At 70.3% G+C, this 15414-nt stretch carries 14 protein-coding genes; 6 read left to right on the top strand and 8 right to left on the bottom strand.

Translation table 11 applies throughout. The features are described from left to right. Positions 1 to 2: 2 nt before the first annotated feature. The 3 genes from NE857_RS28965 (at position 3) to NE857_RS28955 (ending at position 3532) form a co-directional block, all read left to right on the top strand. Complete coding sequence (locus tag NE857_RS28965) at positions 3 to 773, top strand: anti-sigma factor family protein (protein WP_254422132.1); 771 nt, start codon at positions 3 to 5, stop codon at positions 771 to 773. After that, positions 770 to 1855: a transcriptional regulator gene (locus NE857_RS28960; protein WP_254418494.1), complete on the top strand. Its 1086-nt coding sequence runs from the start codon at positions 770 to 772 to the stop codon at positions 1853 to 1855. Before NE857_RS28965 ends, NE857_RS28960 begins: the two co-directional genes overlap by 4 nt. A 306-nt stretch (positions 1856 to 2161) precedes the next feature. Further along, a complete protein-coding gene (locus NE857_RS28955) occupies positions 2162 to 3532 on the top strand; it encodes a S1C family serine protease (protein WP_254418493.1) in 1371 nt (456 codons plus the stop codon). Between the two features lie 139 nt (positions 3533 to 3671). Here the strand turns inward: NE857_RS28955 and NE857_RS28950 are convergent, their stop codons facing one another. Next, positions 3672 to 4811 (bottom strand): Mrp/NBP35 family ATP-binding protein, encoded by a 1140-nt coding sequence (locus tag NE857_RS28950; protein WP_254418492.1) that lies wholly within the window; start codon positions 4809 to 4811, stop codon positions 3672 to 3674. A gap of 437 nt (positions 4812 to 5248) precedes the next feature. Between NE857_RS28950 and NE857_RS28945 the strand changes: the two genes are divergently transcribed. Continuing rightward, positions 5249 to 6250, top strand: a complete 1002-nt coding sequence (locus NE857_RS28945; protein WP_254422131.1) for a CPBP family intramembrane glutamic endopeptidase — start codon at positions 5249 to 5251, stop codon at positions 6248 to 6250. Here the strand turns inward: NE857_RS28945 and NE857_RS28940 are convergent. Next, positions 6244 to 6744: a GtrA family protein gene (locus tag NE857_RS28940; RefSeq protein ID WP_254418491.1), complete on the bottom strand. Its 501-nt coding sequence runs from the start codon at positions 6742 to 6744 to the stop codon at positions 6244 to 6246. The two genes, NE857_RS28945 and NE857_RS28940, sit on opposite strands and share 7 nt — an antisense overlap. A 194-nt stretch (positions 6745 to 6938) precedes the next feature. Between NE857_RS28940 and NE857_RS28935 the strand changes: the two genes are divergently transcribed. Then, positions 6939 to 8096, top strand: coding sequence for a 5-(carboxyamino)imidazole ribonucleotide synthase (locus NE857_RS28935; protein ID WP_301184269.1), 1158 nt, complete (start codon positions 6939 to 6941; stop codon positions 8094 to 8096). Next, positions 8093 to 8626, top strand: a complete 534-nt coding sequence (gene purE / locus NE857_RS28930) for a 5-(carboxyamino)imidazole ribonucleotide mutase (protein WP_254418490.1) — start codon at positions 8093 to 8095, stop codon at positions 8624 to 8626. The genes NE857_RS28935 and purE overlap by 4 nt, the downstream gene beginning before the upstream one ends. 18 nt (positions 8627 to 8644) lie before the next feature. Here the strand turns inward: purE and NE857_RS28925 are convergent, their stop codons facing one another. The 6 genes from NE857_RS28925 to NE857_RS28900 form a co-directional block, all read right to left on the bottom strand. Continuing rightward, a complete protein-coding gene (locus NE857_RS28925) occupies positions 8645 to 9217 on the bottom strand; it encodes a TetR/AcrR family transcriptional regulator (RefSeq protein WP_254418489.1) in 573 nt (190 codons plus the stop codon). Positions 9218 to 9775: 558 nt separating this feature from the next. Continuing rightward, positions 9776 to 10201 carry an OsmC family protein gene (locus tag NE857_RS28920; RefSeq protein ID WP_254418488.1) on the bottom strand — a complete coding sequence of 142 codons (426 nt, stop codon included), beginning with the start codon at positions 10199 to 10201 and terminating at the stop codon, positions 9776 to 9778. Positions 10202 to 10540: 339 nt separating this feature from the next. Beyond that, positions 10541 to 11239 (bottom strand): TNT domain-containing protein, encoded by a 699-nt coding sequence (locus NE857_RS28915; RefSeq protein ID WP_254418487.1) that lies wholly within the window; start codon positions 11237 to 11239, stop codon positions 10541 to 10543. Positions 11240 to 11346: 107 nt separating this feature from the next. Continuing rightward, positions 11347 to 12678 carry a UDP-glucose dehydrogenase family protein gene (locus NE857_RS28910; RefSeq protein WP_254418486.1) on the bottom strand — a complete coding sequence of 444 codons (1332 nt, stop codon included), beginning with the start codon at positions 12676 to 12678 and terminating at the stop codon, positions 11347 to 11349. A 267-nt stretch (positions 12679 to 12945) separates the two neighbouring features. Next, a complete protein-coding gene (locus tag NE857_RS28905) occupies positions 12946 to 13641 on the bottom strand; it encodes a YIP1 family protein (RefSeq protein WP_254418485.1) in 696 nt (231 codons plus the stop codon). 35 nt (positions 13642 to 13676) lie between these two features. After that, entirely contained in the window at positions 13677 to 15182 is a 1506-nt protein-coding gene (locus tag NE857_RS28900) for an LCP family protein (protein ID WP_254418484.1), read from the bottom strand. Between the last annotated feature and the right edge of the window lie 232 nt (positions 15183 to 15414).

Here is a 15414-nt window from a genome sequence, read left to right as displayed (position 1 = left end):
GCATGGACCACCTCGGGGAGCGCCTCTCGGCGCTCATCGACGGGGAGCTGGGTGCCGCCGAACACGAGCGTGCCCTCATCCACCTGGCCAAGTGCGAGTCGTGCCGTTTCGAGGCCGACATGATGCGCCGGCTCAAGCGCAGACTCACCGGGCTCGGCGAACCCGAGCCTGACATGGACTTCATGGGGCGCCTGATGTCCCAGCCCGGCCTGGGCGGGCTGGGCGGCATGGGCGGCGGTCCCGGTGATCGGGGTGATCGCGGCCCCTCGGACCAGCCCTCGGGAGGCCCTTTCGGATCGAGCCCCCCGCTGGGGCACTCCCGACCCCTCGGCGGGTACCCCACGGGCGGACCCCTGATGGCCGAGCAGACCGACCGGTACTCCGGGAACCGCTCGATCCGGACGGACGGGAACCGGTCCACCGAGCCCGCGAACCAGCCGCGGACCCAGCCGGAGCGGTACGTCCCGGCCCGACCCGAACGCCGGGACGGCGGCGACCGGTTCTCCGGCCTGCTGCCGTACTTCTCCGGCGGGCGTTACGCGGTCGCGGGCCTGGCGGTGGCGACGGCGCTCCTGGGGAGCGCGTTCGTCGCGGGGGCTGAGGGCGAGGACACCCCGGTGGTCGAACCCCGCCTAGCCGACTTCGCGGTCGAGCACGCGGTGACCAGCCGTCAGATCCCGGTGGTGGACCCGCTGCCCGCGCACCAGGCACCGTTCGAACCCCTGCCCGTCGTGGCCGAGCACTCCTCGGCTCCGACCGAAACGACCCGGTGAGGTCGCAAGGCCCCTCTTCCGGTCCGCACTCCGGACCCGCGTCCGCCGTCATCGCCGCGCTGCTGTGCGTCCTCGTACTGACCGGCGCGGTACATCCGGAGGCCACCTCGGTTCCGGCCGAGGGCGAGGACGACGGCATGGCCGTACTGCAGCGCTCCGCCGCCTCGCACAACGAGGTGGCCTACACCGCCGTGCGCGAGGTGCGTGGGCCGCAGGGCGCCGACCGGGGCGGGGTCGACGTACGCGTGGTCAACCGACCGGGTGCGGGCCTGGCCATGTCCCCGTTGGACGGGGAGGAACAGGCCGGAGAGGAACGCGCCTTCGTCGTGCTGGCCTCCTCCGCCCTGGAGTCCCTCGACGAGCGGCTGCTGGACGTGCTCGAGGACACCTACCACGTGGTGGACGCGGGCCCCGACGACCTCGACGGCCGCCCGGCCCGCCTGGTGGAGGTACTGCGCGCCGACTCCACCGTCGCCGGGCGTTTCTGGGTGGACATCGAGACCGACCTTCTCCTGGGCCACACGGTGTACGACCTCGCGGGGGAGGAGGCGTTCAGCAGCCATCTCACCGAGCTCAGCCTGGAGGAGGGCTCCTGGCCGGACGAGGTCCTCGGGGACTCGCCCTGGGGTGACGCCCTGGACAGTGCGCAACGCCGCGAACTTCGCGAGGCGGGCTGGGTTCTGCCCGAGCACCTCACCTGGAACCTCCGGCTGGTCGACACCCGCTCCAAGCACTACGAGGGCGAGCCGGTCGTGCACGCCGTCTACTCGGACGGGCTCTCGCAGGTGTCGGTTTTCAGCCAACGTGGCAAGCTGGGAACAGAACACCCCTCCACACTTCATAACGGATATGTCGGAACCGGGACGGGGGGAGGAGGCGTCACAACAGGGCACGACACGATCTTCGGCGGAGACGTGGGTCAGTACCAGAGCGTGTGGCAGGCGAACGGATTCGTCTACACGGTCCTGGCCGACGCCCCCGCGGACCTGGCCTCCTCGGCAGTGGCCGCGTTGCCAGGGCCCGAGGACTCAGGCTTTTGGGCCAGGGTGCTGCGGGGTCTGTCCCGGCTGGGCCTCCTGTAAGGGGTTGGCCCGGGTGGCGGAGCGTGTGCCGAGCCGAAAGCCAAGCGACATACGGAGCAGGTCTTGAGTCAGGACAACGACCGTTCGGAACCCGCGCAGGGGGCTACCCCCTCGCCGAGCGGTGGAGGACCTCAGCGAGGTGTGCCGGGCACACCCGCCCCGGGGCAGGCGCCTGCGGAACCACCACGGCGGCCCACCGGTGAGTGGATCGCCCCGCCCCACACCGGGGGAGGCCAGCCTCCCCAGTCAGAACGTCCCGTGAACCAGGGCACCACCCACGGTTCGCCCCCCGGCAGCGGAGACCCCATGAACCCCAACCGGCCCCCGTCCCCGGAGGACCCCACCGGCTACCACCAGGGCGCCGGCGGTCCCAGCCAGCCTCAGCAAGGACAGCAACCCCAGTACGGTCAGCAGGCGCAGCAACCCCAGCAGCCCCAGTATGGTCAGACCGCCCAGCAGGGGCAGGCCGCCCAGCAGACCGCACAGCAGGCCTCCCAGAGTCACGGGCACTTCGCCTCGCCGCCCGGGACCCAGGCCCAGTACACCCAGCCCGCCCCGGGACAGGGGACGGGCTCCCGCAGGCGCGGGGTCCCCGCCTGGATCGCGCTGAGCGGCATGCTCGTCGTCGCCCTCATCGCGGGCGGCGCGGGCGGTCTCGCCGGCGGCCTGATCAGCTCCTCCGGGGAACAGGACGCCCCGGCCCCCGACCCGGGGCCGACCATCAACGAACCCCCGTCCGAAGCGCCCGAGCGCGCCCCCGACACCATCGCGGGGGTGGCCCAGCGGGTCAGCCCGAGCGTGGTCTCCCTGCGCAGCGCGGGCGGCCGGATCGGAGCGAGCGGTTCGGGTTTCGTCATCGACGGCGACTACGTGGTCACCAACGAACACGTCTCCACGCCGCTCGAGGAGGACGGGATCATCATCGAGTACAGCGACGGCAAGTTCAGCCTGGCCACGGTGATCGGCTCCGACCCCACGTCCGACCTCGCCGTCCTGGAGCTGGAGGACCCCAACGACGTCGAGCCCCTGGAGTTCGGCAACTCCGACGAAGCGGTCGTCGGCGACGAGGTCATCGCGATCGGCGCGCCCCTGGGCCTGGCCGGAACCGTCACCCAGGGCATCATCAGCGCCATGGACCGTCCGGTCAGCTCCGACGAGGGCCAGAGCCAGTTCTTCGCCATCCAGACCGACGCCGCGATCAACCCCGGTAACTCCGGCGGGCCCCTCGTGGACATCCAGGGCCGGGTCATCGGGGTCAACTCGATGATCGTCACCATGGGCGGCGGCTTCATGGGCGAACAGCCCGGCGGCAACATCGGCCTGGGCTTCGCGATCCCTGCCACGGAGGCCGAGCAGGTCGTCAAGCGGATGATCGGCACCGACGACGCGGAGAACACCGGCCCCGCCGACCTCGGTGTCACCTATGACGGTGAAAGCCCGGTCATCGGCGCGGTCATCGCCGAGGACGACGACGCGGTCGAGCCGGGCGGCCCCGCCGACGCGGCCGGGCTGCAGCCGGGTGACGTGATCGTCAGCTTCGACGGTCGCAGGGTCAACTCCCACGGCGAACTCCAGGCGATGGTGCGCGACCGCTCGCCAGGCGAGGAGATCGAGCTGGAGTACGAGCGCGACGGCGAACGGGAGACCGCCACCGTCACCCTCGGATCGGGCGAGTGACCGGTCGGACGTCCGGCCGGATGTCCGACCGGCCGGGAAGCTAGCTCCGGGCAACACGACGGCCCCCGGGTCCAGGGTGAATCCCAGGACCCGGGGGCCGTACGTGTGTCTTCCAGCCGACCTTCGGAGCGGTCGGTCGTCAGCGGCCGGCGGGAGAGATGCCCAGCTGCATCCCGGCCAGCCCTCGGGGCTTGCCGACCAGCTTCTCGGCGATCGAGACGAGCACCTTGCTGGCCTCCGCGTCGGGGTGGGTCAGGACCAGCGGCTGGCCCTCGTCGCCGCCCTCGCGCAGACGGGTGTCCAGCGGCACCTGTCCCATGAGCGGGATCTCCGCGCCCAGGGTCTTGGTCAGGGCGTCGGCGACCTTCTGGCCACCGCCCTGGCCGAAGAGGTAGACGGGGTCGCCGCCGCCCTCCGGCTGGTAGTAGGACATGTTCTCGATGACACCGGCGATGCGCTGGTGCGTCTGGGCGGTGATGGCGCCCGCGCGCTCGGCGACCTCGGCGGCTGCCTGCTGCGGTGTGGTGACCACGAGCAGTTCGGCGCCCGGGAGCATCTGCGCGACGGAGATCGCGATGTCGCCGGTGCCCGGGGGCAGGTCCATCAGCAGGACGTCCAGGTCACCCCAGAAGACGTCGGAGAGGAACTGCTGGAGGGCACGGTGCAGCATCGGGCCGCGCCACACCACCGGGGTGTTGCCCTCGGTGAACATGCCCACCGAGATGACCTTGATGTTGTGCGCGGTCGGCGGGAGGATCATGTCCTCGACCTTGGTCGGGAAGTCCGACGCACCGAGCATGCGCGGCACCGAGTGGCCGTAGATGTCGGCGTCGACGACACCGACCTTGTGGCCCTGGGCCGCGAGCGCGGCGGCGAGGTTCACGGTGACGGACGACTTGCCGACACCGCCCTTGCCCGAGGCGACCGCGTAGACCTTGGTGAGCGAGTTCGGCTTGGCGAAGGGGATCTCCTTCTCCGCCTGGCCGCCGCGGAGCTTGGTCTGGAGCTCCTTGCGCTGCTCCTCGTTCATGACGTCGAGTTCGACGGTGACCTTCGTGACGCCGGCGACCTTGGTCACCGCTCCCGTCACGTCCTTTTCGATGCGGCCCTTCATCGGGCAGCCGGCAACCGTGAGGTAGATACCGACGTGCACGGCACCGTCGTCGGCGATGTCGACGCCCTTGACCATGCCGAGGTCGGTGATGGGTCGGTGGATCTCCGGGTCTTGCACCGTGGCCAGGGCTTCGAGGACCTGCTCGGTGGTGGGTGTGGAGGACATGTACTCAATCGTAGGTCAGCGGGACGGGGTACTTGGCCTGTGGTGTCGCTTGCAGGACCACCCGCAGGACCACCTGTTCCAACAGGTGGATCGGGGTCCGCTATTCCGTTGTCCCAGTGCCCACTGGTCTCCCGCCCGTTCTTCCGGAGGGCCGTGGAGCGGCTGTTCCGTACCGTGACCAGGCGATAACGGCGTGGCCTTAACGCAGGCAATACATGCCCGGATAGTAGTCTCGGCGCACGATGGGAAATGTGCCGCCACCGCCTGGTTCGTCCTGGCCCGCCGCGCCTGAGGGGCCGGAGGGGCAGGCTTCTGGTGGCTACACCCAGGAGCAGACCTGGGCCTGGCCGCCCGGCGGCGCGAGGCAGACCCCGCCCGGCGGACACCCGGCGCTGACCCCGGACCCGTCGGTGTGGGCTTGGCCACCCCCGCGTCCGGTGCGCTCCAAGCAGTTCGCCTGCGCGGAGCTCCCCGAGGGTGAGTCCTATCACAGACTGGCCCGGACCCCGCTGTTCCGGTGGTGGGTCCTGCCACTGGCGGTGCTGGTCTTCGCGGTCCTGCTGTTCTTCCTGTGGGTCGGCGTCATGCTCGTCATGACGATCGTCGCGATCCTCGGCGGCAGCGGCCTTGCCCCGGACTCGGTCCGGGTGGGTGAGATCGCCGGGTTGGCCTTCGGGCTGGCGGCGATAGCGCTGCTGATCCCCGTCACCCTTTTCGTGGTCCGCGTGGTGCAGTGGCGCCGGGCCGGATCACTCATCTCGGTCGAGGGCCGCGTGCGCTGGCGCTGGCTGGCCCGCTGCGTGTTCACCGCGGCGGTCCCCGTCACGGCGGGTACCGGACTGCTCCTGCTGGTGTCCGGCGGGACCCCCGCCGGCGGCCCGGGCGCGGTCAACTACGGCAGCGTCGAGGTCCTCGCGGCGGCGCTGCTCGTGATCGCCCTGCTGGTGCCGCTCCAGTCCGCGGCCGAGGAGATGACCGTGCGCGGGCTGACCATGCAGCTCGTGGGTTCACTCGGCTCGCCCTCCGGGGACAGCGCCTTCTCCCGGGTGCTGCGCTCCCCGTGGCCCGCCGTCCTGGGGGGCGGGACCCTGTTCGCCGCCCTGTACGCCTCCACCCACCCGGGCAACCTGTGGACCACCGTGTCCCTGGTGGTCTTCGGCCTGGGCATGGCCTGGCTGACCTGGCGCACCGGCGGCCTGGAGGCCGCCATCGGTCTGCACGTGGTCAACAGCCTGGTCCAGTTCACCCTGTGCGCGGTGGAGGGCCGCCTGTCCGAGGTCGGCACCGGTGTCGTGATCGGCAGCGGACTGCCGCTGGGCACCAACACCCCGATGACTCTGGTGCTGACCACCGTCCAGGTCGGCCTCTACCTGCTCCTGGTCACCGGCCTGGCCCGCCGCGGCGGTGTCAGCCGACGCAGCCCCCTCACCCGTTACTGAGCCCGCGGGGTTCTGTCGTCCTCGGTAAGGGTGCTGACCCGCGGGCCGGTGCTCTCGGTTTCCGGCTGGGGCGGGAACACCCAGGTGCGGTAGGCGAAGAACCGGAACAGCGTGCCCAGGGCCACGCCCACCACGTTGCCGGAGACGTTCTGCGCGAGGGGGCCGTCCAGACCGAGCACGTACAGGGAGAAGGCCTGACAGCCCAGCTGGATGAGCATGCCCACGCCGTTCATCACCAGGAACAGGAAAGTCTCCCGGCCGTAGCCGGTGCGCGCCCGGTCACCGAACGTCCAGAACCGGTTGCCGACGAACGCCACCGCGATCGCGCACAGGGTGCCCAGCACCTGTCCGGCCATCACCTGCATGCCGTTGGCCCACAGCAGGTTGGTCACGACGAGCTGAACGACATAGGCGACGGCGCCGACGGAACCGAACTTGCCGACCTCGGCGGCCAGCTTGGCCAACCGGCGGTGCCGGGTAGCGAAATCACGCATGGCCTGTGCCTTCCTGCTCCTGTGGGGGTAGCGGCGGTGGGGATGGCAGCTGGGGCCCGGTGACCGCACGCCCTAGACTCTAACCGGGGGCTTCGACAGACACCCCGGCCGCGGGTTCCGAGCCGAACGGCCAGGTTCCGCTGTTCGCGGATCCGCCCCGCATCCGCGGTTGACGAGCATTGAGTTGAGGAACTGTGAGCGAGCGTAACCGCATCGTCCCCCGCGTGGGAATGATCGGCGGAGGTCAACTCTCCAGGATGACCCACCAGGCGGGCATCGGACTGGGAGTGGACTTCTCCGTCCTGGCAGCCGACCCCACCGACAGCGCGGCCCTGGTCGCGGGCGACGTCACCCTGGGCGATGACCGCGGCCTCGACGACGTCCTGGCCTTCGCCAAGGCACACGACGTGGTCACCTTCGACCACGAGCACGTACCCGAGCCGGTCCTGCGGGCCGTGGAGGAGGCGGGCGGGCTGCTGCGCCCGGGTCGCGACGCCCTCCGCTTCGCCCAGGACAAACTGCGTATGCGTACCCGCATGGCCGAGCTGGACGCCCCCTCCCCGCGCTGGCGGGCGGTGACCACCCTCGACCACGTCGCTTCCTTCGCGGAGGAGACCGGGTGGCCGGTCGTGCTCAAGGCCTCCCGCGGCGGCTACGACGGCAAGGGCGTGTGGGTCGTGGACGGTCCCGAGGAGGCCCGCGAGGTCGTGGACCGCGCCGCGGCCGAGGAGGTGCCGCTCCTGGTCGAGGAGAAGGTGGCCTTCAGCCGCGAACTCGCCGTGCAGGTGGCCCGTTCCCCGCACGGGCAGGTCGCCGTCTACCCGGTCGTGGAAACCGTGCAGCGCGGCGGGATCTGCCACGAGGTGATCGCCCCCGCCCCGGACCTGCCCGAGGCCAAGGCCCTGCGCGCCCAGCAGCTGGCCATCGAGATCGCCCAGGCCCTGGACGTGACCGGTGTGCTGGCGGTGGAGCTGTTCGAGACCGCCGACGACGTGGTCGTCAACGAGCTGGCCATGCGCCCGCACAACTCCGGCCACTGGAGCATCGAGGGCGCGCGCACCTCCCAGTTCGAGCAGCACCTGCGCGCGGTCCTGAACCTGCCCCTGGGGTCACCGCGCACCAACGCCCCCTACACCGTCATGGCCAACCTGCTGGGCGGCGAGGACCCTGACGTCTACCGCCGTTACCTGCACGTCATGGCCAAGGACCCCGAGGTGAAGGTGCACTTCTACGGCAAGGGCGTACGCCCGGGCCGCAAGATCGGGCACGTCACCGTGATGGGTGACGACTACCAGGACCTCCTGGAGCGCGCCCGTGACGCCGCCAGCTATCTGCGAGGAGAACAGCAGTGACCGACAACAAGCCCGTGGTGGGCATCGTGATGGGGTCCGACTCCGACTGGCCGGTGATGCGCGAGGCGGCCGAGGCGCTCAAGGAGTTCGGCGTCCCCTTCGAGGCCGACGTGGTCTCCGCGCACCGGATGCCGCACGAGATGATCTCCTACGGTGCCGAAGCGGCCGGCCGCGGTCTCAAGGCGATCATCGCCGGCGCGGGCGGCGCCGCCCACCTGCCCGGGATGCTGGCCTCGGTCACCACCCTGCCGGTGATCGGTGTCCCGGTGCCGCTCAAGTACCTGGACGGTATGGACTCGCTGCTGTCCATCGTGCAGATGCCCGCCGGGGTCCCGGTTGCCACGGTCGCGGTGGGCGCGGCCCGCAACGCCGGGCTGCTGGCCGTGCGCCAGCTCGCCGCGCACGACCCGGAGCTGGCCGAGCGCATGGCCAAGTTCCAGGAGGAGCTCAAGGAGCAGGCGCACGCCAAGGGTGAGCGTCTCCGCCGCGAGGTGTCCGACAACGGTTCGACGATGGGCTTCGGCTTCTAGCGTCCGAGCCCCGGTACCTCAGGCGCCGGGGCTCACCAGCGCTCGCAGACCCTCCATCGCCTGATCCACAGTGGGCAGGGAGTCCGGGTCGACGATGTACTGCTGCACGTATCCGGTGACGATGTTGTAGATCATCGAGCCCAGCCCGGCGACGGTGCCCGGGTCGACCTGGTCGGACGGCACGTCCAGGATCAGCGCGGCGAGCTCACGGCGCGCCTCCTGGTGCCCTTCCGTGAGCGCCGTCCGGATGTCCTCGTTGAAGGGCGACTGGGCGTAGGCCTCGACCCCCGCCACCATCAGGTCCCGCTGCTCGGGGATGCTCTCGAAGAGCACGGTGACCAACAGGCGGATCCGTTCCTCGGGGCTCCCGGTCGCGGTCTCCCGCACGGCCCTGTCGAAGACGTTTCCCCACTCACTGGTCGCCTCGATCACCGCGGTGTTCATCAGGTTGTCCTTGGACCCGAAGTGGTACCCGATGGACGCCAGGTGCGCCCCCGAGGCGGCGGCGATGTCCCGGGCTGTGGTCTTGCTGTAGCCCTTTTCGATCAGGCACTTCTTCGCGCCAGCCAGCAGGTCCTCGCGTTGGCTCATGGCGCACACCCTAGCATTTTGACGTACGTACATTCGTCCGGACGGGAAGGCAGCAGCGAGGGAAGCAGTCTCCCCAGCCCGGCGCGGATCGGGTCGTGTGTCGCGGCCGGTCACTCGTGCCATCGGACAAGCGGCGGCGAGGGCTGTGTCCAGCGCTGTGGTGTTGGCGCTCTGCGGAAGCCAGGGTGTCCGTAGCCTGCGCCTGGGGGCTGTCCGCTGCTTCCGAAACCCCCTCATCCCCGGTGATCTTGCTACCAGAAGCAAGTTCGGCGTCGATTTCGCTTCTGGTAGCAAGATCATCTTCGAAACAGGGACCGAAACCGGGCTCGGGGGTGGCGGGGCGCGGTTGTGGTTCGCGGGAAGGCGTGACCGGCCGCGACACGGCCAGGCGTCACTGTCACGCAGAGGGACACCGTGACCTGGGCGGGGGAAGCGGCGCAGGACTCGCTTCCCCCGAGTTCGCAGCCAGGTCTCTGCCCGGGAGTCCGAACCCTCAGGAATCCCGGGCCCCGAGAACCTCAGGGCCCAGGAACCCTGGAACCCGGGAAAATCGAAGGCTCAGTGCAGAGTGGCCTTGAGCGTGATGTTGGTGGCTTTGAGGGCCTGGCTGACCGGGCAGTTGGTCTTGGCGTCCTCGGCGATCCGCTGGAAGTCCTCTTCGGAGATCCCCGGGATGTCGGCCACGACGTCGAGGTGGATGCCGGTGATCCCCTCGCCGGGCTGAAAGGTCACGGATGCCGTGGTGTCCACGCTCCGGGGAGGTGTGTCCGCCTGGGCCAGGGCGTTGGAGAACGCCATCGAGTAGCAGGAGGCGTGTGCGGCGCCGATCAGTTCTTCCGGGCTTGTCCGGCCCTCGGGGTCGTTGGCGCGGGACGCCCAGGTGACATCGAAGGTGCCGAGGCCGGACGAGTTCAGGGACACCTGGCCCGCCCCGTCCAGGAGGGCTCCCTCCCAGTGCGCGGTCGAGATTCGTGTGGTCGCCATGGGCATGCTCCTCGTGCTTGCTGGTCGAGCGGTCACAGCCAGCCTCGCAGCCCTGGCGGAGATTGTGGTGCCGCGACCCTCGTCGGATGCGGAAGACGTACCCGTGAACCAGCGTCCGGACCATGGCCGAAGTGTTGTCGCACAGCGGTGAAAGCGGCCGCCGGGCCATCCGGGTCGGGGACACTTCCCCGCGACCGCCCTGTCCCTGGACACTCGCCGGGGAGGGTGTCCAGGGACAGGGCGCGTGGGTTCGGGAGGCCTTCCTCGACGAGCTGGCGGACCGGGTGCGCTGGAGCCCCGGCCCATCGGAGGCTTTTCCTGCTGCTCCGGCCCCAAGCGCTAGGCGCTCAACCGGTATCCCTCCGGGAGAACGCACTCCTCGGTGGGGCGCTGGTCCAGGTAGCCCCAGTCGAGGAGGTCGTTGACCGGGACGTGGCCGTCTCCCTCGGCCTCGGGGACTGCCTCGGCTGGGACCAGGAGCTGTTCACCGCCGCCCGGCTGTTCGAAGTGCGGGGCGATCGGCCCCACCCATGCGGTGACCGGTTGGGTGACCTCGTAGCAGTTGTAGTTGTGCTCAGGCCCGTCCGGCCAGGTGTTCAGGGAGTTCGGCGGGAGCGCTCGTTCGGCGTAGGGGGCGCCCGCCGGGGCCAGGAACGAACCCCACGGGGAGCCGAAGCGGTCCAGCATCCAGCCCCGGGGGAGTTCCTGGAGCTCCTTCAAGGGCTGGCCGTCGGCCACCACGAAGCCGTCGTGTTCCGGGTAGTCCCAGCTGCCGTCGGCGGCCCACCAGCGGTCCAGGAACTCGGTCGGGGAGAGGCCGCCGAGGCGGTCGTACCCCTCGACCAGGCTGCCGACGGGGCCTTCTTCGGGCAGGTCGGCCGGGCCGAGGCGGGAGTCGCCACACAGGTAGCGCTCCATGTCCTCCGCGGTGGGCGGTGGGACCAGGACCGGGCACTCCGAGACCGGCTCGGCGGTGGCCGGGCTCGCGGTCAGGAGCAGGGCGAGGGCGGTGCCGACCAGCACGGGGAACTTCCGCATTGGACTCCGTTCAGTGTCACTCAGGGTGAGGCCATTGATACTGAATGGAGTTAATCATGGATGCACAACAACGGCCGCCCCTGTCGGAGCGGCCGTTCGGTGGGAGGCTACTGGCGGCCCAGGGCGCGGTAGGTCCAGCCGGACGCACGCCAGTAGATCGGGTCCAGGGCGTTGCGGCCGTCGACGATGCGTTTCTGGGCGACCACGGCGGCCAGTTCCTCGGGGTTGGCCTCGCGGAACTCCGCCCACTCGGTCAGGAGGAGGACCACGTCCGCGTCGCGGGCGGCGTCCAGCATGGAGTCCGCGTAGTTCAGCTCCGGGTGCGCCTCGCGGGCCCGTTCCAGTGCCTGCGGGTCGTAGACGGTGACGTGCGCGCCCAGGGAGGCGATGGTCGAGGCCACGTCCAGCGCGGGCGAGTCCCGGATGTCGTCGGAGTTCGGCTTGAACGCCGCGCCCAGCACGGTGACGGTGCATCCGGCGAAGTTGCCGCCGATCAGTTGGCGGGCGATGTCGATCGTGCGCGCCCGACGGCGCTGGTTGATCGCGTCCACCTCGCGCAGGAAGGACAGCGCGGGCTCCACGCCCAGTTCGTCGGCGCGGGCCATGAACGCCCGGATGTCCTTGGGCAGGCAGCCACCGCCGAAGCCCAGGCCGGGGCCGAGGAACTTGCCGCCGATGCGGTCGTCGTAGGACAGCGCCTCGGCGAGCTGGATGACGTCGGCGCCCGCGACCTCGGACACCTCGGCCATGGCGTTGATGAAGGAGATCTTCGTGGCCAGGAAGGCGTTGGCCGAGACCTTGACCAGCTCGGCGGTCTGCAGGTCGGTGACCAGGAACGGGATGCCCTCGTCCACCTGCTGCTGCCAGAGTGCGCGGACCGCCTTCTCCACCCGGGGGGAGTCGGTGCCGAGCACGATGCGGTTGGGCCGCAGGGTGTCCTCTACCCCGAAGCCCTCGCGCAGGAACTCCGGGCTCCAGCCGAGCTCGGCCTCCTCGCCGACGGGCGCCAGGGCGCAGAGCCGGGCGGCCAGGGTGGCGGCGGTGCCCACCGGGACGGTGGAGCGGCCCACGACCACGGTCGGCCGGGTCAGGTGCGGGGCGAGGTTGTCGATCGCCGAGTTGACGTACTTCAGGTCCGCGGCGCCGGACTCGTCCCGCTGCGGGGTTCCCACACAGATCAGGTGCAGGTCGGCGAAGGCGGCGACCTCGGGGAAGTCGGTGGTGAAGTGCAGCCGACCGGTTCGGAGGTTCTCGGTCAGCAGGTCGGCGAGCCCGGGCTCGTAGAAGGGGACCTTGCCGGAGCGGAGCAGGTCGATCTTGGCCTCGTCGACGTCGAGGCCCATGACCTCGTAGCCCATCTCGGCCAGGCAGGCGGCCGTGGTGGCGCCGAGGTAGCCGGTTCCGATGACGGATACCCGCATGCGTTCCGCTTCGACCACTGGTGTTCCTTCCTCGCTTCCGCACGCGCCTCGTCTGCTGGTGTGCCCGCTTATGACGGCTCACATCCCGCAGGAGGGCAGAAAACGGACATGGTTCGGCCGACGGGTTGTCCGTGGGGGGACGGTGCATCACCCTACGCGTCGGGGTCTGGCGCGTGACCGAACAACACGTGAACAGTCAGGCGCACAGATTACCGGCGGGTGGGAGCCGGTACGTACCGGGGAGGAGCGTTTGTGCGAATAAGCGGCAGGCGCCCGACCGTGACTTCAGTACCTGCCGTCGCCGAACGACCGGGTGTGGTCGGGGTCCTCGTCCAGCGGGGTCCACACGGCGCCGGTCTCCCCGCGGCGAAACGGTGTCGTGGTTTTGTTCGGATCGTCATACTCGCGGATCGGTGAGGTGGGTGGGGGGACGTCCGGGACGGTGTCGCCCACCGGGCCGCCGTCGTTCCAGGTCTGATCCGGTTCGACCACGGTGTCCGACCCCGACCGTCCCGCGTAGTCTTCCCGGCTGGTGCTGGCCACCACCCGCTCCCGGACCGGAACACCCGCCGAGCCGAGGTCGTTCGCCGCCCGCCAGCGGGTCGGCGACACCGCCGAACCCAGGAGGAGGAAGCCCAGGGGCAGGGCCACGCCGAGCCCCGCGCCGTTCGGGTAGAGGAAGACCTCGTCGTTGATCCAGTACAGGGCCGACTCCACCGAGGCGGGGGAGAGGACCGGCCACAGGCACAGCGCCGTCAGCAGGGTCCCCGCGGCGCCCGCTGTCAGCGGGGAGAGCCGCGAAGCCACCAGGTAGGCGCCCACTATCCCCACCAGGCACAGCACCACCACGGACAACACGGTTGTCACACTCACATCACCCTGGGTGATCTTCGGGAAGAGGTCGGCCGACCAGGCGACGCCCACCCAGAGGGCGGGGGCCAGGGCGATACCGGCGAGCAGGCCGACCAGGTGGCGGAGCACGCTAACCCTTCCTTGGCGGGGACCACCTCAGATGGTCACCCGCAGATGTTGTCCTTCGCGGTCGTGGTGGCCGTTTCGGTACCGGCGGAGGGCTCCTCCTCCGGCTCGGGCTCCACGACCTCGGGGGCTTCGAACGTCGTGTGGTTGAATCCGATCACGAGCTGGAGGCCGTCGTCCAGGGTGCGGTCCTCCACGGTCTCCGACCCCGGCAGGGTCTCGGCCAGGTACTCGGCGGCCCGCTCCTGACCCGGACCGTACCTGACCTCCGTGCGGGCCACGTCCCGGCTGCTCCAGTTCTCCGCCCCGTCGGTGACGTCGAACCCGGCCGTGGCCAGCTGGTTGTCCAGCCGCGCCCCCAGGCCCGGGGTGGCAGTGCCGTTGAACACCCGCAGGCTGATGTCGCCCGGAACCGGCTCGGTCTCCTCGCCGTCGGCCTCGGCCTCGGGCTCCGGCTCCACCAACGGGCGGTCGGCGTTGACCGCCGCGAACATCTCCCGCGCCGCGGGCTCGTCCCACAGCAGGGCGACGTCGCCGCGCGGGGTCCAGTGATTCATGTCGGCGATGGGCACCTGGGCGAAGGTGACCTCACCGAGGTCGAGGTCGCGCATCTGGTAGGCGAGATCGTTGATGGTGCTGGTGTCCAGTCCCTCGTCCACCGTCACCGAGGAGAGCGCGCTGTCCAGGAACGCCGTCAGCTTGGTCGGGTTCGAGAGCGTCTCGGTGCTCATCGCCCGGTCGAGCATGGCCGACAGCACCTGCTGCTGGCGGTCGATCCGGTCCAGGTCGCCGCGGGCGGTGGCCCGGGTCCGGGAGAAGGCCAGCGCCTCCTTGCCGTCCACCCGGTGCGTACCGGCCGCCATGTCCAAGTGCGCCTTGGGGTCGTTGATCGCCTCGGGCAGGCACACGTCGATCCCGTCCAGGGCGTCGACCACGTCCACGAACCCGTTGAAGTCCACCTCGACGTAGTGGTCGATGCGCACGTCAGTGACCGACTCCACGGTCTGGACCGCCAGCTGGGGCCCGCCGTAGGCGTAGGCGGCGTTGATCTTGTCATCACCCTCGCCGGGGATGTCCACCCACAGGTCGCGGGGCAGACCGATCACGGTGACGTGGTCGCGCTCGTGGTTGAGCCGCACCAGCATGATGGCGTCCGAACGCTGCCCCGGGGTGGAGCCCACACTGAGCGCGTTCTGGTCCTCCTTGCTCATCTCGCCCCGGCTGTCGGAGCCGATGACGAGGAAGGTCAGCCCTCCGGTCTCCGCCGGGCGCTCGCCGTCGGACAGCCCGCCGAACACGTCGAACCGGTTCAGGGAGCCCGACACCCACCCCGTGATCGCCCACGAGGTGCCCGAGGCGAGCAGGACCAGCACCGAGAACACGCTCATCAGCAGCAGGCCGTTGCGGTGGCGGCGCACCCGCGCGCTGGGCACGGTGACCCGGCCGGACCTCGGGGAGCGCCGATCACCGGGTGGTACGGGCTGCGAGCGTTCGCGTCGGAACTCGCCCGTCGTCCTGCGCCGTCCGGCGTCCTCGTCGCTCATCGGCGTCCCCGTCCCACCCGTTCAGCGGTGTCCTTGGTACCTAGGTTGTCACCCGATCGGCCGAAGGGCGCGGGATGTCAACCCTCGGCGTGTTGCCCCCCATATGTTTCGAGCCGGGAACGACCGCGTTGGTTCCGGGAAATCATGTAAACCACTCTGACCTGCACGGCGTCATGCATGTCGCCCCATACGGGGTGGGAAGTACCGGCAGCCCGCTGTCGCACGCGTCCCC

The sequence above is a fragment of the Nocardiopsis exhalans genome (genome assembly GCF_024134545.1).
Lineage (GTDB): Bacteria > Actinomycetota > Actinomycetes > Streptosporangiales > Streptosporangiaceae > Nocardiopsis > Nocardiopsis exhalans.
This window is presented reverse-complemented; position numbering and strand designations above follow the sequence as displayed.

Coding starts and splice junctions, on each gene's coding strand:
- NE857_RS28965 (WP_254422132.1), top strand. CDS start 3: ATGGACCACCTCGGGGAGCGCCTCTCGGCGCTCATCGACGGGGAGCTG.
- NE857_RS28955 (WP_254418493.1), top strand. CDS start 2,162: ATGAACCCCAACCGGCCCCCGTCCCCGGAGGACCCCACCGGCTACCAC.
- NE857_RS28950 (WP_254418492.1), bottom strand. CDS start 4,811: ATGTCCTCCACACCCACCACCGAGCAGGTCCTCGAAGCCCTGGCCACG.
- NE857_RS28940 (WP_254418491.1), bottom strand. CDS start 6,744: ATGCGTGATTTCGCTACCCGGCACCGCCGGTTGGCCAAGCTGGCCGCC.
- NE857_RS28925 (WP_254418489.1), bottom strand. CDS start 9,217: ATGAGCCAACGCGAGGACCTGCTGGCTGGCGCGAAGAAGTGCCTGATC.
- NE857_RS28920 (WP_254418488.1), bottom strand. CDS start 10,201: ATGGCGACCACACGAATCTCGACCGCGCACTGGGAGGGAGCCCTCCTG.
- NE857_RS28915 (WP_254418487.1), bottom strand. CDS start 11,239: ATGCGGAAGTTCCCCGTGCTGGTCGGCACCGCCCTCGCCCTGCTCCTG.
- NE857_RS28900 (WP_254418484.1), bottom strand. CDS start 15,182: ATGAGCGACGAGGACGCCGGACGGCGCAGGACGACGGGCGAGTTCCGA.